Origin of the sequence: Amycolatopsis deserti (assembly GCF_014653945.1) — a bacterium.
Lineage (GTDB): Bacteria > Actinomycetota > Actinomycetes > Mycobacteriales > Pseudonocardiaceae > Amycolatopsis_E > Amycolatopsis_E deserti.
In genome coordinates this window covers 383,348-406,203 of the sequence record NZ_BNAU01000003.1, presented here as the reverse complement: position 1 = coordinate 406,203, position 22,856 = coordinate 383,348, and the positions used below count along the sequence as shown (strand labels likewise).

The window sequence follows — 22,856 nt, the reverse complement described above, 5'->3', positions numbered from 1 at the left end:
CCGTAGGGCTTTGTGCGCCTAGGGGTACTCGACGTCGGGTCCAACACCGTCCACCTGCTCGTGGTGGACGCGCACCGTGGTGCGCACCCGACGCCGATGCACTCCGAGAAGACCGTGCTGCGGCTTGCCGAGCAGATCACCAAGAACAACCACCTCTCCAAGCAGGGCGCGCAGGCGCTGGTGGCCGCCATCGAGGAGGCGAAGGTCTCCGCGGCGAAGCTGGGCTGCGAGGAGCTGATGGCGTTCGCCACCTCGGCGGTCCGGGAGGCCGACAACAGCTCCGAGGTGCTGCGCAAGGTCGCCGACGAGACCGGTGTCGAGCTGACCGTGCTGTCCGGTGTTGACGAGGCGCGGTTGACTTTCCTCGCGGTGCGGCGGTGGTTCGGCTGGTCGGCCGGTCAGTTGCTGGTGCTCGACATCGGGGGCGGTTCGCTGGAAGTCGCGATGGGGATCGACGAGGAGCCGGCGCTGGCGGAGTCGCTGCCGCTCGGCGCGGGCCGGATCACCCGCACCCGGTTCGCCCACGATCCGCCCACCCGCTCCGAGCTGGTCTCCACCTCGGCCTGGCTGGAGGACCAGCTCGCGCCGCTGGCCAAGCGGGTCGCCAAGGTCGGCGTCCCGGACCGCGTGGTGGCCACCTCGAAGACCTTCCGATCCCTGGCCAGGCTGACCGGGGCGGCTCCCTCCGCAGCCGGTCCGCGGGTACGCCGTACCCTGTCCCAGACCGCACTGCGGCAGCTCATCGCGTTCATCTCCCGGATGGAGGCGGCCGACCTCGCCGAGCTGGAAGGGGTCAGCGCGAGCCGCGCGCACCAGCTGGCCGGTGGCGCGCTGGTGGCGCAGGCCGCGATGCGGGCGCTGTCGCTGGAAGAACTGGAGATCTGTCCCTGGGCGCTGCGAGAGGGCGTCATCCTGCGGCGTCTTGATCACTCCAACGGTGACGAGACGACTGTTCGCCGCGGCAGAACCACCGGTGACAGCAACCGGCTGGACCTCGGTGAGCTCGATCAGGCACGGTGAAAGGCGGAAGGATGCGTAAGGCGGTGGTGGGCGTGTGCGGTACACGAGCCCGCGTCTTGTGGCCCTACGCGCTGTTTGGGATGACACGATGAGCCGAGAGAGCCGAGAAGACCGCTCGCAGAAGACCGTCGCCGAGCTGCTCGCCCTGCACGGCGGGAACATCGAGGGCAGGCGGCGCCGCCGGCGCGCGGCCGACGACGACGCGCCGGAGGAGAACGACGGCCCGCGTCGCGCCCAGGACCCGACGGAGACCGGTCCGCAGGCGATCATCGACCGGGTCCGCGCCAACGGCGCGCCCCCGGCACCCAACGGGGCGCCGCCGGCACCGAACGGGGCGCCGCCGGGACGCAACGGCGGCCGTCGCGCGATGCCCGACTCGCCGGGCCGGCAGGACTCCGGCGGTTTCCGCCGTCCCGAGCCGGGCCCGCCGGTTCCCCCTGGTCAGCCCGTTCCCCCTGGTCAGCAGAGCTCGGCCGCCATGCCGCGACCGGTCGTCCCGCCGGAGAACCCCGGTCAGCAGAGCTCCGCGGCCCTGCCGCGGCCGGTGACCCCCGAGCCGCCCGTTCCGCCGGTTTCCCCTGGTCAGCAGAGCTCGGCGGCGTTGCCGCGGCCGGTCACGCCCGAGCCGCCCGGCCCGGCGGGCGCTCCGCCGCGCCGCGGTCAGCAGGATTCAGGCGGCTTCGCGCGCCCGAACACCGGCGCGTTGCCGCCTCCGCCGCAGGACTCGATGCCGCTGCGGCGCCCGCATCCGCAGGACTCCGGTTTCGTGCGCCGCCCGCCCCAGGAGTCGGGCGCGCTGCCGCTGCCGCCGCCGGAGTCCGGCGCGCTGCCGGTGCCGCCCGCGGAGGCCGTGCCGCCGCCGCTGCGCCGCCGTCCGCCCGGCGAGGAGACCGGCACCGGGCTGGCCGCGCGCCTGGACGGTCTCGACGCGCCGGTCGACCCGGACGCCCCGCCCACCGGAGGACGCGCCACCGGCACGTTCCCGCCGCCGCGGCGTCCCCGTCGCGCACCGGCGCGCGTCACGCCCCCGCCGGACCCGAGCACCGAGCAGTTCGAGCCGGTCGGCGAGGTCAAGCCGGTCGAGGACCCGGCCCCCGACGCGCCACCCGCCGGGCTGTCCGCGCCGCCCGCCGGCCTGCAGCGCTGGCGCCGCGGCCGGGCGGAGGCCCCGGCCGAGGAGGACACCGAGGTCGGCCTCATGCCGCCGGTGCGGGACGAGCCGGACCCCGACGAGCCGACCGGTTTCCACGCGCCGCCGCATCTGCCCGGCCGCCCACCGCAGGACGACCCCGGCGAGGCCCTGGAGGCCACCGGGTTCCACGACCCGTTCGCCGACGATGACGACGACGTGGACGAGTTCGGCGACTTCGGCCCGGCCGAGGAGGGTCCTGAACAGGCCTATGACTACGACGACGAGCCCGAGGAGGCCGCCGCCGAACCGGCCCGCGCCAAGAAGCGCGAGCCGGAGCCGTCACCGGCCAAGCAGTGGCTGTCGATGGCCGGTCAGCTGGCCGGTGGCGTCGTCGGTGGTGCGGCCGTGTGGCTGGGCTTCAACTGGCTGTGGGGCCAGATCCCGGCCGCCGCGCTGATCGCCGCGCTGGTCGTGATCGTCGGGCTGGTGTGGATCGTGCGGCGCATCCGCCGCGCGGACGACATCCAGACCACGGTGCTCGCGGTGCTCGTCGGTCTCGTGGTGACCGTCTCGCCCGCGGCGTTGTTGCTCTTGTCGAGGTAGTGCGAGCGTGCCGGTACCGATCGGGATGTCCACCGCGTCGGTCTGGCCGTTGCGGGCCGGCGCCGGTTTCGAGCTGGCCCAGCGGCTGGGTTACGACGGGGTCGAGGTGATGGTCTGGGTCGACCCGCTCAGCCAGGACGTGGGTGCGCTGCGGCGGCTGTCCCGGCAGACCGGGGTGCCGGTGCTGTCGGTGCACTCGCCGTCGCTGCTCATCACGCAGCGCGTGTGGTCGCCGGACCCGGTCGTGCGGCTGCGGCGCAGCGTCGAGGCGGCCATCGAGCTGGACGCGCGCACCGTCGTGGTGCACCCGCCGTTCCGGTGGCAGCGCCGCTACGGCGACATGTTCGCCGACCTGGTGGCCGAGCTGGAGGACGAGACCGGCGTCGAGATCGCGGTCGAGAACATGTTCAAGGTCCGGCCGCCGGGTGGCCGCCGCGACGCGCGGGTGTCGGCGTTCCGGCCGTCGATCGACCCTACGGAAGTCGGGTATCGCCACTACACGCTCGACCTGTCGCACAGCGCCGCGGCCGGCATGGACGCGATGGAGCTGGCCGAGCGGATGGGCCGCGGCCTGACCCACGTGCACCTGGCGGACGGGACGGGTGTCCCGAAGGACGAGCACCTCGTCCCGGGCCGCGGGAACCAGCCGTGCGCTGAGCTGCTGGAGAAGCTGGTCGCGAGCTCGTTCACCGGACAGGTGGTTCTGGAGGTCAACACGCGGCGCGCGGTGAGCGCCGCGGACCGGGCCCGTGATCTGGCCGAGGCGCTGCTGTTCGCGCGTTTCCACCTCGGCCAGTGAGGCGCGTTACAAGATCAACTTCTTGGCGTGGGCGGCGGCCCGGATCATGGGCTTCCGATAGATGAACACGTAAAGTTTCCGCTGTGAACCCGCTGCGCTCGCTGATCCTCGCCGCCGCCGGAAGCGAGGTGGTCCGCCACCTCGTGGCGACAACCCCGGGAACCTCCGGAGTGGTCGAGCGGTTCGTCGCCGGGAACACGGTGGCCGACGCGGTGACGCGGGTGGGCCGCCTGGTCGACGACGGGTTGTGGGTGACGCTGGACTACCTCGGCGAGGACGTCACCGAGCCCGCGCAGGCCGAGCAGACGGTCCAGACCTACCTGGCGCTGCTGGACCGGCTCTACGCCGAGGGCCTGACCGCGCGGGTCGAGGTCAGCGTCAAGCTGTCCGCGCTGGGCCTGCGGCTGGACGAGCGGCTCGCGCTGGACAACGCGTACCGGGTGTGCGCGGCGGCCGAGCAGTGCGGCACCACGGTGACGCTCGACATGGAGGACCACACCACGACCGACGCGACGCTGCGCGTGCTCGGCGAACTGCGCCGCACCTGGCCGTGGGTGGGCGGGGTGCTGCAGGCGTACCTGCGCCGGACCGAGGACGACGTGCGGGCGCTGGCGGTGGCGGATTCGCGGGTCCGGCTGTGCAAGGGGGCCTACGCCGAGCCCGACGAGGTGGCGTTCTCGCGGGCGCACGAGGTCGACCTCGGTTATGTCCGGTGTGCGAACCTGCTGCTGGCGGGCGACGGTTACCCCATGTTCGCCACCCATGACCCGCGGTTGATCGCGATCCTGGCCGAGCGCGCCCGCTGGTACGGCCGCAAGCAGGGCAGCTACGAGTACCAGATGCTCTACGGGGTCCGCCCGGACGAGCAGCGGCGGCTGGCCGGTGAGGGGGAGACGGTGCGCGTGTACGTGCCGTTCGGGGAGCACTGGTACCCCTACCTGATGCGGCGGCTCGCCGAGCGGCCCGCCAACCTGGTGTTCTTCCTGCGCGCGTTGGTCAGCCGTTCGTGAGCGCGGCAGAGGTTCCGGACCCGGCGTCCTTCGAGGCCGCGTGCGCCGTCCGGTCGCTGGGTGACGGCACGCTGACCGCCGATCTGCGACACGAGTGGTCCATCGGCGGCCACCCGCACGGGGGATTCCTGATCGCGTTGATGGCCCGCGCGGCGCTGGCGGTGCTGTCCGAGCGGGGCGAGCCGTCGACGGATCCGCTCGCGGTGAGCGCGGAGTTCCTGCGGCCGCCGGCGATCGGCCCGGCTCTGCTGCGGACGGACATCCGCAAGGTCGGCCGCCGCGCGACGGTCGTGGCGGTGCGGCTGGAGCAGCGCGGCCGCAGTTGCGTCGAGGCGACGGTCACCACCGGGCGGCTGCCGGTGCGGCGGGCGGACTGGACGGATCTGCCGCAGATGCCGGTCGAGCCGCCGCCGCGGGCGATCCACCTCGCCGGGGAGACGTCGGAGGGCGTGTTCAACCTGGCGAAGGGCTGCGACGTGCGCATCGACCCGGCGACGGCCGGGTACCTGGCCGGCCGCAACGGCGACCCGCCCCGGCTGCGGCTGTGGGTGAAGCCGCGGTACTCGGTGCCGGACGCGTACTTCGCGCTGCTCGCGGGCGACATCAACCCGCCGGTGGTGTTCAACCTGGGGCGGATGGGCTGGGCGCCGACGGCCCAGCTGACGGCGCTGGTGCGCGCCCGCCCGGCCCCCGGATGGCTCCGCGTGCAGGTCGAGTGCCGCACGGTGCAGGAGGCGTGGTTCGACTCCGACGCGACGGTGATCGACTCCGCCGGACGGCTGGTCTGCCAGGCGCGGCAACTGGCCCTGGCCCCGGCCCCCTGAGCGGCCTTTGGCACGCTGGTGCCATGACGGTTATCGCGGTTCTCGGGGCTGGGAAGATCGGTGAGGCGCTGCTGGCGGGCCTGCTGCAGGGCGGCCGGAGCGCGGAGGAGCTGCTGTTCACCGAACGCCACCCGGAGCGCTCCGCCGAGCTGACCGCTCGCTACGGCGTCGCCGGGGTCGAGGTCACCGAGGCGGCCAAGCGCGCCGACGTGCTCGTCGTCGCCGTCAAGCCGCAGGACATCGAGCCCGTCCTGGCCGAGCTGGCGCCGCTCGTCGGGCCGAACTCGCTGGTCGTGTCGCTCTGCGCGGGCCTGCCCACCAGCCTCTACGAGCGCCGCCTGCCCGACGGCGTGCCGGTCGTGCGGGTCATGCCGAACACCCCGATGGTCGTCGGCGAGGCGATGAGCGCCGTGTCGCCCGGCAAGCACGCCACCGCCGACCACGTGGCGCTGGTGACCGAGATGCTCGCCACCGTCGGCCAGGTCGTCGAGGTGCCCGAGGCGCAGCAGGACGCCGTCACCGCGCTGTCCGGCTCCGGCCCGGCCTACTTCTTCTACCTGGTCGAGGCCATGATCGACGCGGGCATCCTGCTCGGACTGCCCCGCGCGGTGGCCGAAAAGCTGATCATCCAGTCCGCCGTGGGCGCCGCGAAGATGCTCGCCGAGACCAACGAGCACCCGGTGATCCTGCGGGAGGCCGTCACGTCCCCGGCCGGCACCACCATCAACGCGATCCGCGAGCTGGAGAAACACGGTGTCCGCGCCGCGCTGCTGGCCGCCATCGAAGCGGCGCGGGACCGGTCCGTGGAACTCGGCAAAGCCCACGAATGAGCCCCGCGCACCGGCTCTGACTAGGCCGAACGGGCGCCGCCGAGCGGGCTCTTTCGCGGGAAAGTACCCGCCGGGCGTCGCATTGGCCCCAGGTGTCCCGCTACCCTCAAGGGTGAAGCACGTGCGTGTCGGTACCGCCCGGTGGGGAAGCCGAGCGGCACGACACGTGTCGAAGGGCACGGTGACGTATGCCGTCGAACAACAAGGACGTGCCCGCTGTCGGGCAGGTCCAGTTCCTGACGGTCGCCGAGGTGGCCACGCTGATGCGGGTCTCCAAGATGACCGTCTACCGGCTCGTGCACTCGGGCGAGCTACCGGCCGTACGCGTCGGCAAGTCGTTCCGGGTGCCCGAGAAGGCTGTCCACCAGTATCTGGAGAACGCCTACTTCGATGTGGGCTGACAACAGGGAGTGCGGCTTGCGCAGCGGTGCGGGTAGCGGAACCTGAGGCGGCCCCTCGCTGTGGGATCGCCGACTCATGAATGTCCAATTCACCACGTCGGCGCTGTCCTCGCGAGGAACCACCTCAGAACCCGCAGCGGTGCGAGCTGCTTGGGTGGTGGTGCGGCTCCGCCGCTCCAGTAACACCTACTAGGCCGGGGGCCCGCGCCGCGGCGCGGGCCCGCCCGGTAACCTTAAGGGCCGCTCGTGCCTGTAGCGCTTCAACTCTTTGGACGTTGCGCTGGGCAGCGTGTGAAGCAGACGAAACGTGAAGGAGCACCCGTGGGCTCGGTGATCAAAAAGCGCCGCAAGCGCATGTCCAAGAAGAAGCACCGCAAGCTGCTGCGCCGGACGCGGATGCAGCGTCGCAAGCAGGGCAAGTAAACCCTGCGCGAACGCCTCTTCACGCGGCCCGTCCAGATCCTGGACGGGCCGCGCGCTTTTCCCTGGCGATCAGTGACCAAAGTCCCTGACCTGGGTTAACAGCGTGTTAGGCCTCCTGACTCCGGCCGCGGTCCGGGGTAGCATCGGCGACTGCCGCGAACACCACATCCCACACCCTTGTCAGGGGGTTTCATGGCGTCCAACGTCGTGCTGGTCACCGGGGTCGGCGGCGAACTCGGAGGCAGGCTGCTGGTACGGCTGGGCAACAACCCGGACCTCGAGCGGGTCATCGGCGTCGACACCGCGCCACCGCCCAGGTCGGTCCTGCAGCGCCTGGGCCACGCCGAGTTCGTCCGGGCCGACATCCGCAACCCGCTGATCGCCAAGATCATCGACTCCGCCGGCGTCGACACGGTCGTGCACTGCGCGACCACCGTGCACCCGGCCGGTCCCGCCCGCCGCACGGCGATCAAGGAAGTCAACGTCATCGGCACCATGCGCCTGCTCGCCGCCTGCCAGCGCGCGCCGAAGGTGCGCAAGCTCGTCGTGAAGTCCACCGCCGCCGTGTACGGCGCCGGGCCGCGGTCGCAAGCGGTGTTCACCGAGGACTCCGAGCTGATCCCGACCTCGTCCACCGGCTACGCCAAGGACGCCGTCGAGATGGAGGGCTACGTGCGCGGCCTGGCCCGCCGACGCCCCGACCTCACCATCACCACCACCCGCTTCACCAACGTCATCGGGCCGGACGTGGACACCGTGCTGGCCCGCTACTTCGCGCTGCCGGTCGTGCCGACGGTGCTCGGCTTCGACGCGCGGCTGCAGCTGCTCCATTCGTCGGACGCGCTGGCGATCCTGGAGAAGGCGACCCTGGAGGACAAGCCGGGCGTGTTCAACGCCGGCGGGGACGGGGTACTCACACTGTCCCAAGCGATCCGGCGAGCGGGCCGGGTCGAGCTGCCGGTGCCGCGGACCATGGTCGGCACGGTGGGCAGGATGCTGCGTGGCGCGAGGGTCGACTTCTCGCCGGACCAGGTGCGCCTGCTGAACTACGGGCGGGTCGTCGACACCACCCGGCTGACCGAGGTGTTCGGTTACCGGCCGCGGTGGTCCAGCGAGGCGGCCTTCGACGACTACGTCACCGGGCGCGGGTTGCGTCCCGTGCTGGACGGTGAGCAGCTGGCCGGAGCGGCCGGCAAGGTGCTGGCGGCAGTCCGATGACCAGAGAGAGGAAAGCGGGGCAAGACAAGTGACGACCAGCGCGGAAGCCCAGGTCATCCCCCTGCACGCACCCGGGCGCGAGAAGCCGGCGGACGTCCCGCCGCGCGCCGGGGAAACCCCCGCCGACGCGCCCGTCGTGGCGTTCCCGACGCAGAGCCCGCCGGCCGCGGAGGCGCCGGCCCCGGAACCGGACCCGCTGAGCCGGCTCCTCGAGTTCGTCCGGCACCGGCTGACCGGCGACTACGACGTCGACGAGTTCGGGTTCGACCCGGAGCTGACCGACACCGTGGTGCTGCCGCCGTTCCGGCTGCTGTACGAGAAGTACTTCCGGGTGACCACGCACGGCGTGGAGAACCTGCCCGCCGAGGGCGGCGGGCTCATCGTGTGCAACCACTCCGGGACGCTGCCGCTGGACGCGGTGATGACGGCGGTCGCCGTGCACGACGAGACCCCTGGCCACCGGCACCTGCGCATGCTCGGCGCGGACCTGGTGTTCAAGACGCCGCTGCTCGGGGCGCTGGCGCGCAAGACCGGCCAGACGCTGGCGTGCGCGGCCGACGCCGAGCGGTTGCTGTGCTCCGGCGAGCTGGTCGGGGTGTGGCCGGAGGGCTACAAGGGCATCGGCAAGCCGTTCTCCGCGCGGTACCGGCTGCAGCGGTTCGGGCGCGGCGGGTTCGTGTCGGCGGCGCTGCGGACGCGGGTGCCGATCATCCCCTGCTCGATCGTGGGTGCCGAGGAGATCTACCCGAAGATCGGTGACCTGAAGCCGCTGGCGCGGTTGCTGGGGTTGCCGTACTTCCCGGTGACGCCGTTCTTCCCGCTGCTGGGGCCGCTGGGTGCGATCCCGCTGCCGACGAAGTGGCATATCGAGTTCGGCGAGCCGATCCAGACGGATTCTTATGCCGAGGAGGACCTCGACGACCCGATGCTGGTGTTCTCGCTGACCGACCAGGTGCGCGAGTCCATCCAGACGACCCTGTACCGGCGGTTGGCGCACCGGCGCAGCCCGTTCAAGGACTGAGCGGGTTCGTGCCATCCTGGGTGGCATGGGGTTGATCACGCGGATCGCGTACTCGGTGGGGCGTGTCGTGGGCGGGGTGCTGAAGCTGGCGAACCTGGTGACGGGCATCCCGGCCGGCGAATCGACGCAGAACCGGCGGAGTGACGACCGGCGCGGTGAGCGGGGGCAGCAGCGCCGGTAGGCCGGCACGCGCGAGGGGTTGAACCGCTGCCGCGGGCCGGGAGTGGCCAACACGCCGCCGGGGCGGCGGGAACCCGCCGCGGGCGGCGGGGGTGGTCAGCGGCGCCGGTAGGCCATTCCGGCCGCCACGGCGCCCGCCAGCGCGCCCGCGCCCAGCACCGACGGCACCCCGATCTTCGCGGCCTTGCGGCCGGTCCGGAAGTCGCGGATCTCCCAGCCTCGGGCGCGCGCCACCTCGCGCAGGCCGGCGTCCGGATTGACCGCCACCGCCGTGCCGCACACCGACAGCATCGGGATGTCGTTCGACGAGTCCGAGTACGCCGTGCACCGCCGGAGGTTCAGGCCCTCCCGGGCGGCCAGCGCGCGCACCGCGTGCGCCTTCGCCCTCCCGTGCAGCAGATCGCCGACCAACCGGCCGGTGTAGACGCCGTCCACGTGCTCGGCGACCGTGCCCAGCGCGCCGGTCAGCCCGAGCCGCCGGGAGATGATCGCCGCCAGTTCGACCGGCGTCGCCGTCACCAGCCACACCCGCTGGCCCGCGTTGAGGTGCATCTCGGCCAGCGCGCGGGTGCCCGACCAGATCTTGTCGGCCATCAGCTCGTCGTAGATCTCCTCGCCGACCTGGTTCATCTCGGCGACCGTCTTGCCCGCGACGAACGACAGCGCCTGCTCCCGGCTCGACTGCACGCCGCTGTGCGACTCGCGCCCGCCGACCCGGAACTTGATCTGCTGCCACGCGAACCCGGCCAGGTCCGAGGTCGTGAAGTACTTGCGCGCGGCCAGCCCGCGGGCGAAGTGGAAGATCGACGCGCCCATCATCATCGTGTTGTCCACGTCGAAGAACGCGGCGGCGGTCAGGTCCGGCGGGGCCGGGGGCACGTCGGCCTGGGCCTCCATGGCCACGGCGGCGTCGGCCGACGCCTCGCCGGCCATCTCGGCGAGCCGTTCGCGCTCCGGGCCGTCACCCCTGCTACGCCACACGCACACCGCCTCCTGCGCTTGTCCCTGGGATCAGCGTAGCGAGCAGGTCACGCATCCGGATCAGGCGATCCCTCCAGACCGGGCGCCGGTGTGCTTCGATCGGGGCACTCATCGCACCCCGGGGGAAATCACCATGTCGCCAACGCTGCTGGGGCTGCTCAGCCTGCCCGTCTACCTCCTCATGCTGTGGCCGCTCGTGGTCGCCTCGCGCCGGGTGCTCGGCGTGCGGATCGGGACGTTCCGGGCGCTGCTCGGCGCCGCCGCCGGGTGGGCCGTCGCGGGTGGACTGGCGGGCCGGATCGGGGTGCTGACACGCGATTCCACCGGCGCCTACCTCGGGTTCATCCTGCCGCTCGCCGGATGCGCGTTCCTGGCGACGCTGATCTTCCTGTTCCTCGCCGAGATGGCCGTCCCCAGCGGCGGCGGGCTCGGGCTGCTCGGCCGGGTCCGGTCGCTGCGCGCGCGGTTCGCCCGGACCCGCCGGTACTCGCAGATCACGCGCATCGCGGTGAAGCACGGCATCGGGCCGTACCTCACCGGCCGCCGCGTCACCGACTCCGGCCGGCACGCCACCCTGGCCCGCTCGCTGCGGCGCGCGCTGGAGGACGGTGGCGCCACCTTCGTGAAGCTCGGCCAGATCCTGTCCACCCGGCCGGACGTGCTGCCGCCGGTGTTCATCGACGAGCTGAGCCTGCTGCAGGACCGCGTCGCGCCGGTGCCATTCGCCGACGTCGAGCGCGAGCTGGAGGCCGAGCTGGGCCGCCCGCGCGCCGAGGTGTTCGCCGAGTTCGACCCCGAACCGCTCGGCGCCGCGTCGATCGCCCAGGTCTACCGGGCCCGGCTGCACAGCGGTGAGGACGTCGTCGTCAAGGTGCGCCGCCCGGGCATCGACCGGATCGTCGAGCGCGACCTGGACATCGTCTTCCGCGTCGCGCGCTCGCTCGAGCTGCGCGCGGCCTGGGCGCGGTCGCTCGGTGTGCTCGACCTCGCCGAAGGCTTCCGCGCCGCGCTCACCGAGGAGCTGGACTTCCGGGTCGAGGCCCGCAACCTCACCGCGGTCGCCGCCGCCGAGAACGGCTCGCCCGTCGCGCTGCCCGCCGTGCACGCCGACCTGTCCGGCGAACGCGTGCTGGTCATGCGGCGCCTGCACGGCGTGCCGGTGCGCGAGGGCATCGGCGAGGTGCCAGCCGAACGGCGCGCGGTCCTGGCCCGCGGCCTGCTCGACTCGCTGCTCCGGCAGGTCCTGCTGCACGGCGTCTTCCACGCCGACCCGCACCCGGGCAACGTCCTCCTGCTCACCGACGGCACCCTCGGGCTGCTGGACTTCGGGTCGGTCGGCCGCCTCGACTCGTCCCTGCGCGGTGGCCTGGCGAACCTGTTCGCCGCTGTCGACCGCGGTGATCCGGAGGGGCTGCGGGACGGCCTCCTGGAGATCGTGGACCGGCCGGACGAGATCGACGAGCAGCGCCTGGAACGGGCGCTGGGCGCGCTGATCGCCAAGCACCTGTCGCACGGCCGGTCGCCGGACGCGGACCTGTTCACCGATCTGTTCCGGATCATCGCCGAGTTCCGGTTGTCGATCCCGCCGGCGATCGCGGCGGTGTTCCGGGCGCTGGCGACGATGGAGGGCACGCTCGGTCTCTTGTCGCCGGGCTTCGACATCCTCGGCGAGTCCCGGTCGTTCGCCGGTTCGCTGGTCGGGGAGCGGCTGCGGCCCGGCTCGCTGCGCGGCGCGGCGACCGAGGAGCTGGTCGCGATGCTGCCGGTGCTGCGCCGCCTGCCCCGCCGCGTGGACCGGCTGACGTCGGCGCTGGAGCAGGGCCGGCTGACGGTCAACGTGCGCACCTTCGCCGACGAGCGCGACCGGGCGGTGGTCTTCGGCATGCTGCACGAGCTGTTGCTGGCCCTGACCGGCGCGGCGACCGGCCTGATGGCGGTCCTGTTGCTGGCGAGCACCGGCGGGCCCCGGGTGCTGCCCGAGCTGACGCTGAACCACGTGTTCGGCTACAACCTGCTGGTGATCAGCGCGCTGCTGGGGCTGCGCCTGCTGTTCGTGGTGTTCCGGGCGCAGCGCCGCGGGGCCGGCTGAGAGACTGCCTGCCGTGGCGTGGATCGTGCTCATCGTGTCCGGGATCCTCGAAACCGTCTGGGCCGCGGCGTTGAACGCGGCCCGCGGCTTCACCCGGCTCGGGCCGAGCCTCGTGTTCGTGGTCGCGCTGGCCGCCAGCATGGCCGGGCTCGCCTACGCGATGCGGTCCATCCCGATCGGCACCGGTTACGCCGTGTGGGTGGGCATCGGCGCGCTCGGGACCGCCCTGTACGGCATGGTCGCGCTCGGGGAACCGGCCACCGCGGCCCGGCTGGTGTGCCTGGGGCTGATCGTCGCCGGGGTGGTCGGCCTGAAGGTCCTGCACTGAGCGGTCAGCCGATGCCGAGGCCCGGCAGGCCGGGGATCAGCGGCGGGATCGAGATCAACGGCGGTGGTGTGGTGGTCGACGGCGCCGGGAGCCGGGTGCTGGTCGGCGCGCTGATCGGCGGCGGCAGCACCGGCGGCGCCTGTCCGCTGCTCGATGGCGGCAGCGGGCCCGTCGCGGGAGGCACGACCGGCGTGGTCGAAGCGGGCGCGGTCGGCGTCGTCGCGATGTCGACCGGCGGCGGGGACACCGTGCTCACCGGCGGCAGTGGCGCTTCGGTCGGAACGCCGAGCAGCGCGTCCGGCGGGATGGTGCATTCGCCGGCCGCCGGGATCGCGCCCAGGTCGTCGGCCTCGCCGGTGGTGATGCGGTAGCAGGGCAGCCGCGAGGCCAGCGCCACCGCCCGCGCGTCGATGCGGTTGAGCAGCGCCCCGGCCTGGGTGAACCCGTTGCGCGCGCCGTCCGGCACGCCGAGGCCGCCGAGCTTGCCGGCCTGCTCACGCGCCCACGTCCGCAGCTGGTCCAGCCGCGCCGTGTCGCCTTGCACGCCGAGCACGGTGAGCTGCGCGGTCCCGGCCGTCGCCTCCGTCGCGAATGCCGACAACGTTGTCAGAAAAGCGGAGGCGTCGGGGGAGGGCATCGCGGCGAGCTCGTCGAGCCGGTTCGACGCGAACTGCAGGTGCTTCGAGCCGCGCGCGGCCTCGTCGAAGGTGAGCTGCAGCTCGGCGTCCTCGCTCGCCAGCTTCATGCCGTAGAGGGGGTCACCGGGCAGCGATTCGCGGGAGAGCAGCAGGCCGACCCCTCCGACGAAGACGATCAGCGCGGCCGCGGCGGCGAGGAACGTCGCCAGCACGCGCCGGCGCCGGCTGGGTTCCGCCTCCAGCTTCCGCGAGATGTCGGCGCGGATCCGCGCCCTGGTGTGCTCGTCCGGTTCGACGGCGCGACCCAGTCCGCGAAGACCGGAGATGACCTCCAGCTCACGCGCCGACCACCGGTGTTCCTCCACACCACCTGCAACGACGCAAACCGTCCGGTTGTTACGCGTTCAGCGCCACCCGTCCGGAAGGAGCTGCGCGAGCTTGCGCACCGCGCGGTGCTGCAACGCCTTGATGGCGCCCTCGTTGCGCTTCATGATCTGCGCGGTCTCGGCCAGCGACAGGCCCTGGATGAACCGCAGGACGATGCATTCCCGCTGGTCGTCGCCCAGGCCGGCGATCGCGGACAGCAGCGCGTCGCGGGTCGCGCTGGTCACCGCCTGCTGCTCCGGGCCCGCGTCCGGCCCCGGGGGCGCGGCGAACGGCGCCGTGCCCGAGTCGGCCACCTCGTCGGTGACCACCTCGAGCTTGTACCGGCTGGACTTGAGGTGGTCGAGCACGATGTTGCGGGCGATGGTGACGAACCACGCGCCGACGTCGCGGCCCTGGTAGCTGACCGAGGAGATCCGGCGCAGCGCCCGCAGGAAGGTCTCGCTCGTGATGTCCTCGGCCAGCTCGCGGTCGCTGAGGCGGAAGTACACGTAGCGGTAGACGACGTCGACGTACTGGTCGTAGAGCACGCCGAAGGCGGCGGTGTCACCCTGCTGGGCGGCGCGGACCAGGGCCCACGGCCCCGCCTGCTCGTCCGGCACCTCGTCCACGTGGGTGACCGTGCCGACGTGCAGACCCGCTGGGCGGGCGGCAAGCCAGTTCGTCACGGCGACTCCTTCGTCCGGCCCGAGTGATCATCACCACTACGACGCGAGAAGCAGCATACGTGTAGTTACCCGGAAGTAGGTAGTGGCGGGGGTCTCGGAAGAGCGACGATCGCCGAGCTTCCCCATGACGGGTGAGACGGCGCCTGGATGGTGCCACACTGACCTCCATGACAACGGGCAACATCGCCGGCCTGCTCACCAGCGCCGCCGGGCAGTGGCCGGACGCCGTCGCGGTGATCGACACCGCGGCCGGTGTCAGCCTGACCTGGTCGGAGCTGGACGCGGCCGCGGGCGGGCTCGCGCAGCGGCTCACCGACCAGGGCGTGCGGGCCGGTGACCGGGTCGCGTTGCGGCTGCCCACCTCGGCGGACTTCGCCGTGACCCTGTTCGGCGTCACCCGGTCCGGTGCGATCGCCGTGCCGATCTCGCCGCTGGCCCCGCGCCCGGAACTGGACACCGTGCTCGCGCACAGCGGCGCGCGCCTGGTGATCAGCCGGAACCCCGACGACGGCGCGGACGAGACGCCGGTGCTGCGGCCGGAAATCGGTCCCGGTGCGAATTTTCCCGCCCGCGGCGGCGGTGAGGACATCGCCGTGCTGTCCTACACCTCGGGCACCACCGGACCGCCGCGCGGCGTGATGCTGTCCCACCGCGCGCTGCTGGCCAACCTCGAGCAGCTGGGCCGGATCGACCCGGCGCCGGTCGGGCACCCGGACCGGGTGCTGATCGCGATCCCGCTGTTCCACGTCTACGGCCTCGGCCCGGGGCTGCTGCTGAGCACCGCGGTGGGCGCGACGGCGGTGCTGGCCGAGCGGTTCGACGCGCGGCAGGCGCTGCAGGCGTGCGCGGACCACCGCGTCACCGTGATCGGCGGCGTCCCGGCGATGTACGCCGAGCTGGCCGCGCTGGAGCCGGAGGAGCTGGCCGCGGGCCTGGGCACGGTCCGCCTGCTCACCTCGGGCGCCGCGCCGCTGCACCCGAAGGTCCTGGCCGCGATCCGGGAGAAGACCGGGCTGGGCGTCTTCGAGGGCTACGGGCTCACCGAGACCGCGCCGGTGGTGACGTCGACCCTGGTCACCGGCTACCCCAAACCGGGATCGACCGGCCGCCCGCTGCCCGGGGTGGAGGTCCGGCTGGTCGGGCCGGACGGCTCGGGCGAACCGGTGCCGCTGGACCCGGACGACCCGGACGACGTGTTCGACGAGGACGGCGACGGCACCGGTCTGGTCGCGATCCGTGGCGCGAACCTGTTCTCCGGCTACTGGCCGGACGGGACGCACGGGCCGGACGCCGACGGCTGGTTCCGCACCGGCGACGTCGGCTTCCTGGACAGCGACGGCGACCTGCACCTGGTGGACCGCGCCAACGACCTGATCATCGTCAACGGCTTCAACGTGTACCCGCACGAGGTCGAGGAGGTCATCGGGCAGCTGCCGGAGGTCGCCGAATCGGCCGTGGTCGGGGTGCTCGACGAGCGCAGCGGCGAGGCGGTCAAGGCGGTCGTGGTGCCCTCACCCGGCGCGTCGCTGTCCGAGCAGCAGGTCGTCGAGCACTGCGCGGCCCAGCTGGCCGGGTACAAGGTGCCGCACACGGTCGAGTTCGCCGAGCGGCTGCCGCATTCGCCGACCGGCAAGCTGCGCCGCGTGCAGCTGCGGGGATGATTTCGGCATGGCCCACGAAGTGACCGTGATGACCCGCCAGGGCTGCTCGTCGTGCGTCCAGGCGGAACGCGACGTCGAGCGGATCTGCGCCGAGCTGGGCGTGCCGTGGCGCGCCGAGGACGTCGACAGCGACCCGGAGTGGCAGGCCGAGTACGGCGACCGGGTGCCGGTGATCCTCGTCGACGGCGCGGAGCACGGCTACTGGAAGGTCGAGGAGGACCGTTTCCGCGCCGCGCTGGCCTGACCGGGGTCACACTGGTGGGGTGAGCACCGACTCGCCGCGGCTGTCCGCGCCCGTGGCCGGGCTGATCGGCGTGATCGCCCTGGTCGCCGCGCTCGGGGCGGGCCACCTGGTGGCCGGGTTCGTCGGCGCGAGCGCCTCGCCGTTCTTCGCGGTCGGCAACGCGGCGATCGACCTGACCCCGGGCTGGCTCAAGGACTTCGCGGTGCGGACGTTCGGCACCGCGGACAAGGCCGTGCTGCTGACCGGCATGGCCGTGGTGGCGCTGGCGCTCGCGGTGGCCGCGGGGCTGGCTTCCCGCCGCCGTGCCGCGCCCGGCCTGGTGTTCGTGTCCGTGGTCGGCGTGCTCGGCGGCGTCGCCGTGTTCACCCGTCCGGACCTGGGGCAGATCGCGTTGCTCGCGCCGGTGGTCAGCCTCGTCGCCGGGCTCGCGGTGTTCGCCTGGCTGCACCGGACCGCGCTGGACGGGCAGTACTCGTCGGCGGCGCGGCGGAGTTTCCTGATCGCGGTGGCGGGCGCCGGGGCGGCCGGAGTTGCCGGGGAGCTGATCGGCACGAGCAAGGACGCCGAGGGTTCCCGAGCGGCGGTCGGTCCGCTGATCCCGGCCCGGACCGCGCCACCGGTGCCCGCCGGCGCGGACTTCGCGAAGTTCGGCACCCCGTCGTTCCTCACGCCCAACGCGGACTTCTACCGGATCGACACCGCGCTCGTGGTGCCGCAGGTGCGCACCGAGGACTGGTCGCTGCGGATCCACGGCATGGTCGACCGCGAGATCACCTGGTCCTGGTCCGACATCCGGAACCGGCCGCTGGTCGAGCGGATCGTGACCCTGTGCTGCGTGTCCAACCCGGTCGGCGGGCCCTACATCTCCACCGCGCGGTTCATCGGCGTCGACCTCGCCGAGCTGCTGGCCGAGGCCGGTGTCGCACCCGGGGCCGAGCAGGTGTTCTCCACCAGCGCCGACGGCTGGACCGCGGGCACGCCGGTGTCCGCGATGGCCGATCCCTCCGTCGGGGCGATGCTCGCGATCGGGATGAACGGCGAGCCGCTGCCCATCGAGCACGGCTTCCCGGCGCGGCTGGTCGTGCCCGGGCTCTACGGCTACGTCTCGGCGACGAAGTGGGTCACCGACCTCGAGGTGACCACCTGGGACGCGCGCACGCCGTACTGGCTGCAGCGCGGCTGGGCGGAGCAGGCGCCGGTCAAGACCCAGTCGCGGATCGACGCGCCGCGCGGTCCGGTCGCCGCCGGGCAGGTGCGGGTCGCCGGGATCGCGTGGGCGCAGCACACCGGGATCGACCGGGTCGAGGTGAGCGTGGACGACGGGCCGTGGGTGACGGCGGAGCTGTCCACCGAGGTCACGGTCGACGCGTGGCGGATGTGGTGGGCCGACGTGCCGGCCGCGCGAGGCAGCCACGCGGTGCGGGTGCGAGCGACGGACCGCGGCGGCTACATCCAGACCGACCGGCTCGCCGACGTGGTCCCGGACGGCGCCACCGGCTGGCACACGATCACGTTCACCGCGCGCTAGGTGTGCTTTCGGTCATGCCGTTGACCAGCCACTTTGTGCCTGCGTTCACAAGTGGCTACCGTATTGCCGGTACCCCTCACGGCGGCCGTGCATCAAACCCGACTTCGCGGCCCGGGTCAAGGGGGAATTCGAAGCTCATCGAGGGCGTGGAACGAGGAGGCCGGCGTGGTGTCACAGCGTGGCCGGCGAAACGGTGCGGCCGTCGCCCGGAAGCTGTCCACCCCGGACGCCGACAACGCCCCCACCGCGGAGATGCCCGCGGTCACCGAGAACGGCGCCGAGGAGGCCCGGGTCCGCGCGATCCCGGAGGCCGCCGTCGCCCGTCTCGCCGTCTACCTGCGCGTCCTGTCGGCGATGGCCGAGCAGGGCGCGACGACCGTGGCCAGCGAGGAGCTCGCCACCGCCGCCGGCGTGAACTCCGCCAAGCTGCGCAAGGACCTGTCCTACCTCGGCTCCTACGGCACCCGCGGCGTCGGCTACGAGGTCGCCGTCCTGGTCGCCCAGCTCGAGCGCATATTGGGACTCACGCGACAGCACAAGGTCGCCGTCGTCGGAATCGGTAACCTCGGTCATGCGTTGGCCAACTACGGAGGCTTCCCCGGCCGGGGGTTCCCGGTCGAGGCGCTGTTCGACATCGACCCCGACCTGATCGGCGTGCCGGTCGGCGGGATCCCGGTCTCGCACCTCAACGACATCCCCGAGGTGTGCTCGGAGCGGGGGATCTCGATCGGCGTCATCGCGACGCCGCCGCCCGCCGCCCAGACGGTCGCCGACCGGCTGGTGCAGGGCGGGGTGCAGTGCATCCTGAACTTCGCGCCCGTGGTCCTGCAGGTGCCCGACCACGTCGAGGTGCGCAAGGTCGACCTGGCCGTGGAGCTGCAGATCCTGTCGTTCCACGTGGCCCGGCGAGCGGAGAACGTGGGTAACGGAATGGTGGTGCGCTAAGTGAGTGTCCTGGCCGTCGGGCTGTCGTACCGCACTGCCGATCTCCGCACGCTGGAGAAGGTCGCGATCCCGGCGACGGAGCTGGACAAGGTCCTGCACGAGCTCCAGCAGTCGCCGCACGTGAACGAGGTCATGGTCGTCTCGACCTGCAACCGCATCGAGGTCTACTCGGTGGTCGAGGCGTTCCACGGCGGCCTCGCCGACATCTCCGAGGTGCTCGCCCGGCAGGCCGGCTGCGACGCCGCCGACCTCTACGACAACCTCTACGTGCACTACGCGGGCGCCGCGGTCGAGCACATCTTCTCCGTGGCCTCCGGCCTGGACTCGATGGTCGTCGGCGAGACCCAGATCCTCGGCCAGGTGCGCAACTACTACGCCGCCGCGCGCGACGCCGGCACCGTCGGCCGCACCCTGCACGAGCTGATCCAGACCACGCTGCGCGTCGGCAAGCGCGTGCACTCCGAGACCGGGCTGGACCACCTCGGCGCGTCCGTGGTGTCCGAGGCCCTCGGCGAGGCGCCCGACCTGGCCGGCAAGCACGCGGTGATCGTCGGGGCCGGCTCGATGGGCGCGCTGTCGGCGAGCCAGCTGCGCAAGGGCGGCATCGGCCGGATCACGGTCGTCAACCGCACCCTGGCCAACGCCGAGCGGCTCGCGGCCAACGTCACCGAGCAGGGTGTGCCCGCCGTGGCCGCCGGCATGGACGAGCTGACCGCCCGCCTGGCCGACGCCGACGTCGTGGTCGCCTGCACCGGCGCCCAGGACGTCGTGATCACCCCCGCGCACCTGGCCGCGCGCGGTGAGCGCCCGGTGGTCGTGTGCGACCTCGGCCTGCCGCGCGACGTCCACCCCGACGTGGACAGCCTGCCCGGCGTGCGCCTGGTCGACCTGGAGACCGTCCGCAGGCGGATGGACTCGCACGGCTCGGCCGGCAGCGCCAAGCAGATCGCCAAGGCCAACGGCATCGTGCTGGACGAGGTGCGCGAGTACCTCGCCGCCCAGCGCAGCGCCGCGGTCACCCCGACCGTCACCGCGCTGCGCAAGCGGGCCGCCGAGGTCGTCGACGCCGAGATGCTGCGGCTGGACAACCGGCTGCCCGGCCTCGACGCCGAGGTCCGCGACGAGTTCAACCGGACCGTGCGCCGGGTCGTGGACAAGCTGCTGCACGCGCCGACGGTGCGTGTGAAGCAGCTCGCCGCGGAAACCCAGGGCACGGACTACGCCAACGCGCTCCGCGAGTTGTTCGAGCTCGACCCGGCCTCGCCGGCCGTCGTGTCGAGCCCGACCACCGAGCGCCTGCCCAGGACAGACGGTGAAGGCAAGTGACGAGGACCATTCGGATCGGGACGCGGGGCAGCGCACTCGCCCTGACGCAGACCGGCACGGTCGCCGACGCGCTGCGCAAGGCGGGGCAGGAGGTCGAGATCGTCACGGTCTCCACCCCCGGCGACCGCTCCACCGCGCCGATCGCGGAGATCGGTGTCGGCGTGTTCACCTCCGCGCTGCGCGAGGCCCTGCTGAACAAGCAGGTCGACGTCGCGGTGCACTCGTACAAGGACCTGCCGACGGCGCCCGAGCGCGGCATCGTGCTGGCCGCCGTGCCGCCGCGGGAGGACCCGCGTGACGCGTTGATCGCGCGCGACGGGCTGACCCTGGGCGAGCTGCCCTCCGGTTCCCGGATCGGCACCGGCTCGCCGCGCCGCACGGCGCAGCTGCGCGCGCTCGGCCTCGGCTTCGAGGTCGTGCCCATCCGGGGCAACATCGACACCCGGCTGAACAAGGTCTTCGACGGCGAGCTGGACGCCGTCGTGCTCGCGCGCGCCGGTCTGGTCCGCCTCGGCCGGGCCGACGTGATCACCGAGACCCTGGACCCGATCCAGATGCTGCCCGCGCCCGCTCAGGGCGCGCTGGCGGTGGAGTGCCGCGTCGACGACGTGGACATCGAACACCTTCTTCGGTCCATTGTGGACGACGAAGCGACACGGGCCGCGGTGACGGCGGAGCGGGCCATGCTGGCCGCGCTCGAAGCCGGCTGCAGCGCGCCCGTCGGCGCACTCGCCGAGGTGGTGGAGGATCTCGACGCGGACGGCTCGGTGATCGAGAACGTCTCGCTGCGCGGGGTCGCCGCCGCAGGCCTCGACGACGAGTCCGTGCAGCTGCTGCGGGCCTCGGCGGTCGCCGGCAAGAGCGAAGCGGAGCAACTCGGCCGCGACCTGGCCGCGGAGCTGCTCGACCTCGGAGCCGGCGCGCTGTCCGGCCCGGGCCGCGAATCACGGTAAACCAGTTCCTCGAACGGTACGGCGTGCTCGCGCCGATCAATAGGAGAAAGACACGATGACCCCCGCGCGGACAACCGCTGGGCGCGTCGCCTTCGTGGGCTCCGGCCCCGGCGACGCCGGACTGCTGACCGTACGTGCCCAGGAGCTCCTGGCGAAGGCCGAGGTCGTGGTGACCGACCCGGACGTGCCCGCCGGCGTGCTCGCGGGCGCCAGCGCGGACGCCGAGGTCCGGCCCGCCGTCGGCGAGCCGGCCGAGGTGGCGAAGGACCTCGCCAACGAGGCCAAGGGCGGACGGCTGGTGCTGCGCCTGTCCAGCGGTGACCCGCTGACCAGCGCCGCCGCCGTCGCCGAGGTGCAGGCCGTCGCGAAGACCAGCGCGGTCTTCGAGGTGGTCCCCGGCATCACGCCCGGCTCGGCCGTGCCCGCCTACGCCGGCATCGCGCTCGGCGGCAGCTACACCGACGTGGACGTCCGCGGCGACGTCGACTGGGCGAAGGTGGCCGCGGCGCCGGGCCCGATCGTGCTGCACGCGACGTCGGCCCAGCTGGCCGAGGCCGCGGGCGCGCTGACCGAGCACGGCCTGGCCGGCACCACCCCGGTCGCCGTGACCGCCAACGGCACGATCAACACCCAGCGCACGGTCGACACCACGCTGGCGAGCCTGTCGCAGGACGCCGGTGAGCTGGTCGGCCCGCTCGTGGTGACCGTCGGCGAGCAGGCCGGGCAGCGGTCGAAGCTGTCCTGGTGGGAGTCGCGCGCCCTGTACGGCTGGAAGGTCCTGGTGCCGCGCACCAAGGAGCAGGCCGGCGAGATGGCCGAGCGGCTGCGCATCCACGGCGCCACCTCGCACGAGGTGCCGACCATCTCGGTCGAGCCGCCGCGCAGCCCCGCCCAGATGGAGCGCGCGGTCAAGGGCCTGGTCGACGGCCGTTACCAGTGGATCGTGTTCACCTCGGCCAATGCGGTGAAGGCGGTGTGGGAGAAGTTCGAGGAGTTCGGTCTCGACGCCCGAGCCTTCTCCGGCGTGAAGATCGCCTGCGTCGGCGAGGCCACCGCGGCGCGCGTGCGGGCGTTCGGCATCAACCCGGAGATGATCCCGCAGGGCGAGCAGTCCAGCGAGGGTCTGCTGGCCGAGTTCCCGCCGTACGACGACGTGCTGGACCCGGTGAACCGCGTGCTGCTGCCGCGGGCCGACATCGCCACCGAGACGCTGTCGGCGGGCCTGGTCGACCGCGGCTGGGAGGTGGACGACGTGACGGCCTACCGGACCGTCCGGGCCGCGCCGCCGCCGGCCGAGACGCGCGAGATGATCAAGACCGGCGGGTTCGACGCGGTCTGCTTCACCTCGTCGTCGACCGTGCGGAACCTGGTCGGCATCGCCGGCAAGCCGCACACGCGCACGCTGGTGGCGTGCATCGGGCCGAAGACCGCGGAGACCGCGGTGGAGTTCGGCCTGCGGGTGGACGTGCAGCCGGAGGTCGCCGACGTGCCCCACCTGGTCGACGCGCTGGCCGCACACGCGGCGAAGCTGCGCGCGGAGGGCGCCCTGCCGCCGCCCCGCAAGGCGAAGCGCACCCGGCGTTCTTCCTGAATTCCGCCGGCTCGGGGCCGTCTGTGAGATCTCACGGGCGGCCCCGAGCCGTGTCCGGG

At 72.9% G+C, this 22,856-nt stretch carries 23 protein-coding genes; 20 read left to right on the top strand and 3 right to left on the bottom strand.

The annotated features are described in order from the left end of the window. Positions 1–12 precede the first annotated feature (12 nt). The 11 genes from IE290_RS16640 (at position 13) to IE290_RS16590 (ending at position 9,462) form a co-directional block, all read left to right on the top strand. Positions 13–1,020 carry a Ppx/GppA family phosphatase gene (locus tag IE290_RS16640; protein WP_191245474.1) on the top strand — a complete coding sequence of 336 codons (1,008 nt, stop codon included), beginning with the start codon at positions 13–15 and terminating at the stop codon, positions 1,018–1,020. 88 nt (positions 1,021–1,108) lie between these two features. Continuing rightward, positions 1,109–2,755: an Rv0497 family membrane protein gene (locus tag IE290_RS16635; protein WP_229874536.1), complete on the top strand. Its 1,647-nt coding sequence runs from the start codon at positions 1,109–1,111 to the stop codon at positions 2,753–2,755. Positions 2,756–2,780: 25 nt separating this feature from the next. After that, positions 2,781–3,554 (top strand): sugar phosphate isomerase/epimerase family protein, encoded by a 774-nt coding sequence (locus IE290_RS16630; RefSeq protein ID WP_191245769.1) that lies wholly within the window; start codon positions 2,781–2,783, stop codon positions 3,552–3,554. Between the two features lie 83 nt (positions 3,555–3,637). After that, positions 3,638–4,564 carry a proline dehydrogenase family protein gene (locus IE290_RS16625; RefSeq protein ID WP_191245473.1) on the top strand — a complete coding sequence of 309 codons (927 nt, stop codon included), beginning with the start codon at positions 3,638–3,640 and terminating at the stop codon, positions 4,562–4,564. Beyond that, the gene (locus IE290_RS16620) at positions 4,561–5,388 is read left to right on the top strand and encodes a thioesterase family protein (RefSeq protein WP_191245472.1); all 828 of its coding nucleotides are present in this window, start codon (positions 4,561–4,563) and stop codon (positions 5,386–5,388) included. The genes IE290_RS16625 and IE290_RS16620 overlap by 4 nt, the downstream gene beginning before the upstream one ends. Positions 5,389–5,411: 23 nt before the next feature. After that, positions 5,412–6,218, top strand: coding sequence for a pyrroline-5-carboxylate reductase (gene proC, locus IE290_RS16615; protein WP_191245471.1), 807 nt, complete (start codon positions 5,412–5,414; stop codon positions 6,216–6,218). Positions 6,219–6,406: 188 nt separating this feature from the next. Beyond that, a complete protein-coding gene (locus IE290_RS16610) occupies positions 6,407–6,619 on the top strand; it encodes a helix-turn-helix domain-containing protein (RefSeq protein ID WP_191245470.1) in 213 nt (70 codons plus the stop codon). Between the two features lie 321 nt (positions 6,620–6,940). Further along, on the top strand, positions 6,941–7,042 hold the full coding sequence (locus IE290_RS16605) for a 30S ribosomal protein bS22 (protein ID WP_017986394.1): 102 nt from the start codon (positions 6,941–6,943) through the stop codon (positions 7,040–7,042). Positions 7,043–7,234: 192 nt separating this feature from the next. Continuing rightward, entirely contained in the window at positions 7,235–8,260 is a 1,026-nt protein-coding gene (locus tag IE290_RS16600) for an NAD-dependent epimerase/dehydratase family protein (RefSeq protein ID WP_191245469.1), read from the top strand. A 28-nt stretch (positions 8,261–8,288) separates the two neighbouring features. Then, positions 8,289–9,281 carry a lysophospholipid acyltransferase family protein gene (locus IE290_RS16595; RefSeq protein ID WP_191245468.1) on the top strand — a complete coding sequence of 331 codons (993 nt, stop codon included), beginning with the start codon at positions 8,289–8,291 and terminating at the stop codon, positions 9,279–9,281. Positions 9,282–9,306: 25 nt separating this feature from the next. Beyond that, on the top strand, positions 9,307–9,462 hold the full coding sequence (locus tag IE290_RS16590; protein ID WP_191245467.1) for a hypothetical protein: 156 nt from the start codon (positions 9,307–9,309) through the stop codon (positions 9,460–9,462). A gap of 95 nt (positions 9,463–9,557) precedes the next feature. Here IE290_RS16590 and IE290_RS16585 read toward each other — a convergent pair whose 3' ends face one another. Continuing rightward, positions 9,558–10,394 (bottom strand): HAD family hydrolase, encoded by an 837-nt coding sequence (locus IE290_RS16585; RefSeq protein WP_229874567.1) that lies wholly within the window; start codon positions 10,392–10,394, stop codon positions 9,558–9,560. Between the two features lie 181 nt (positions 10,395–10,575). Between IE290_RS16585 and IE290_RS16580 the strand changes: the two genes are divergently transcribed. Both IE290_RS16580 and IE290_RS16575 read left to right on the top strand, forming a co-directional pair. Beyond that, positions 10,576–12,531: an ABC1 kinase family protein gene (locus IE290_RS16580; RefSeq protein WP_191245466.1), complete on the top strand. Its 1,956-nt coding sequence runs from the start codon at positions 10,576–10,578 to the stop codon at positions 12,529–12,531. A gap of 13 nt (positions 12,532–12,544) precedes the next feature. Continuing rightward, the gene (locus IE290_RS16575) at positions 12,545–12,859 is read left to right on the top strand and encodes a DMT family transporter (protein ID WP_191245465.1); all 315 of its coding nucleotides are present in this window, start codon (positions 12,545–12,547) and stop codon (positions 12,857–12,859) included. A 4-nt stretch (positions 12,860–12,863) separates the two neighbouring features. Here the strand turns inward: IE290_RS16575 and IE290_RS16570 are convergent, their stop codons facing one another. Both IE290_RS16570 and IE290_RS16565 read right to left on the bottom strand, forming a co-directional pair. Beyond that, positions 12,864–13,862 (bottom strand): DUF5667 domain-containing protein, encoded by a 999-nt coding sequence (locus IE290_RS16570; RefSeq protein ID WP_191245464.1) that lies wholly within the window; start codon positions 13,860–13,862, stop codon positions 12,864–12,866. A gap of 39 nt (positions 13,863–13,901) precedes the next feature. Then, complete coding sequence (locus IE290_RS16565) at positions 13,902–14,492, bottom strand: sigma-70 family RNA polymerase sigma factor (RefSeq protein WP_229874566.1); 591 nt, start codon at positions 14,490–14,492, stop codon at positions 13,902–13,904. 224 nt (positions 14,493–14,716) lie between these two features. Between IE290_RS16565 and IE290_RS16560 the strand changes: the two genes are divergently transcribed. The 7 genes from IE290_RS16560 to IE290_RS16530 all read left to right on the top strand — a co-directional run bounded on the left by IE290_RS16560 (position 14,717) and on the right by IE290_RS16530 (position 22,797). After that, entirely contained in the window at positions 14,717–16,210 is a 1,494-nt protein-coding gene (locus IE290_RS16560; protein WP_191245462.1) for an AMP-binding protein, read from the top strand. 7 nt (positions 16,211–16,217) lie between these two features. Next, positions 16,218–16,454: a glutaredoxin family protein gene (locus IE290_RS16555; RefSeq protein ID WP_191245461.1), complete on the top strand. Its 237-nt coding sequence runs from the start codon at positions 16,218–16,220 to the stop codon at positions 16,452–16,454. A 19-nt stretch (positions 16,455–16,473) separates the two neighbouring features. Beyond that, positions 16,474–17,982, top strand: coding sequence for a molybdopterin-dependent oxidoreductase (locus IE290_RS16550; RefSeq protein WP_191245460.1), 1,509 nt, complete (start codon positions 16,474–16,476; stop codon positions 17,980–17,982). Positions 17,983–18,147: 165 nt separating this feature from the next. Then, a complete protein-coding gene (locus tag IE290_RS16545; RefSeq protein WP_191245459.1) occupies positions 18,148–18,927 on the top strand; it encodes a redox-sensing transcriptional repressor Rex in 780 nt (259 codons plus the stop codon). Then, on the top strand, positions 18,928–20,253 hold the full coding sequence (locus IE290_RS16540) for a glutamyl-tRNA reductase (protein WP_191245458.1): 1,326 nt from the start codon (positions 18,928–18,930) through the stop codon (positions 20,251–20,253). After that, positions 20,250–21,206 (top strand): hydroxymethylbilane synthase, encoded by a 957-nt coding sequence (hemC, locus tag IE290_RS16535; protein WP_191245457.1) that lies wholly within the window; start codon positions 20,250–20,252, stop codon positions 21,204–21,206. Before IE290_RS16540 ends, hemC begins: the two co-directional genes overlap by 4 nt. 55 nt (positions 21,207–21,261) lie before the next feature. Next, a complete protein-coding gene (locus tag IE290_RS16530; protein ID WP_191245456.1) occupies positions 21,262–22,797 on the top strand; it encodes a bifunctional uroporphyrinogen-III C-methyltransferase/uroporphyrinogen-III synthase in 1,536 nt (511 codons plus the stop codon). The last annotated feature ends 59 nt before the right edge of the window (positions 22,798–22,856 follow it).

Bases quoted from the DNA above. Each gene is read 5' to 3' on its own strand.
- IE290_RS16635 (WP_229874536.1), top strand. From the start codon at position 1,109: ATGAGCCGAGAGAGCCGAGAAGACCGCTCGCAGAAGACCGTCGCCGAG.
- IE290_RS16630 (WP_191245769.1), top strand. From the start codon at position 2,781: ATGTCCACCGCGTCGGTCTGGCCGTTGCGGGCCGGCGCCGGTTTCGAG.
- proC (WP_191245471.1), top strand. From the start codon at position 5,412: ATGACGGTTATCGCGGTTCTCGGGGCTGGGAAGATCGGTGAGGCGCTG.
- IE290_RS16610 (WP_191245470.1), top strand. From the start codon at position 6,407: ATGCCGTCGAACAACAAGGACGTGCCCGCTGTCGGGCAGGTCCAGTTC.
- IE290_RS16600 (WP_191245469.1), top strand. From the start codon at position 7,235: ATGGCGTCCAACGTCGTGCTGGTCACCGGGGTCGGCGGCGAACTCGGA.
- IE290_RS16590 (WP_191245467.1), top strand. From the start codon at position 9,307: ATGGGGTTGATCACGCGGATCGCGTACTCGGTGGGGCGTGTCGTGGGC.
- IE290_RS16585 (WP_229874567.1), bottom strand. From the start codon at position 10,394: ATGGCCGGCGAGGCGTCGGCCGACGCCGCCGTGGCCATGGAGGCCCAG.
- IE290_RS16580 (WP_191245466.1), top strand. From the start codon at position 10,576: ATGTCGCCAACGCTGCTGGGGCTGCTCAGCCTGCCCGTCTACCTCCTC.
- IE290_RS16560 (WP_191245462.1), top strand. From the start codon at position 14,717: ATGACAACGGGCAACATCGCCGGCCTGCTCACCAGCGCCGCCGGGCAG.
- IE290_RS16555 (WP_191245461.1), top strand. From the start codon at position 16,218: ATGGCCCACGAAGTGACCGTGATGACCCGCCAGGGCTGCTCGTCGTGC.
- IE290_RS16530 (WP_191245456.1), top strand. From the start codon at position 21,262: ATGACCCCCGCGCGGACAACCGCTGGGCGCGTCGCCTTCGTGGGCTCC.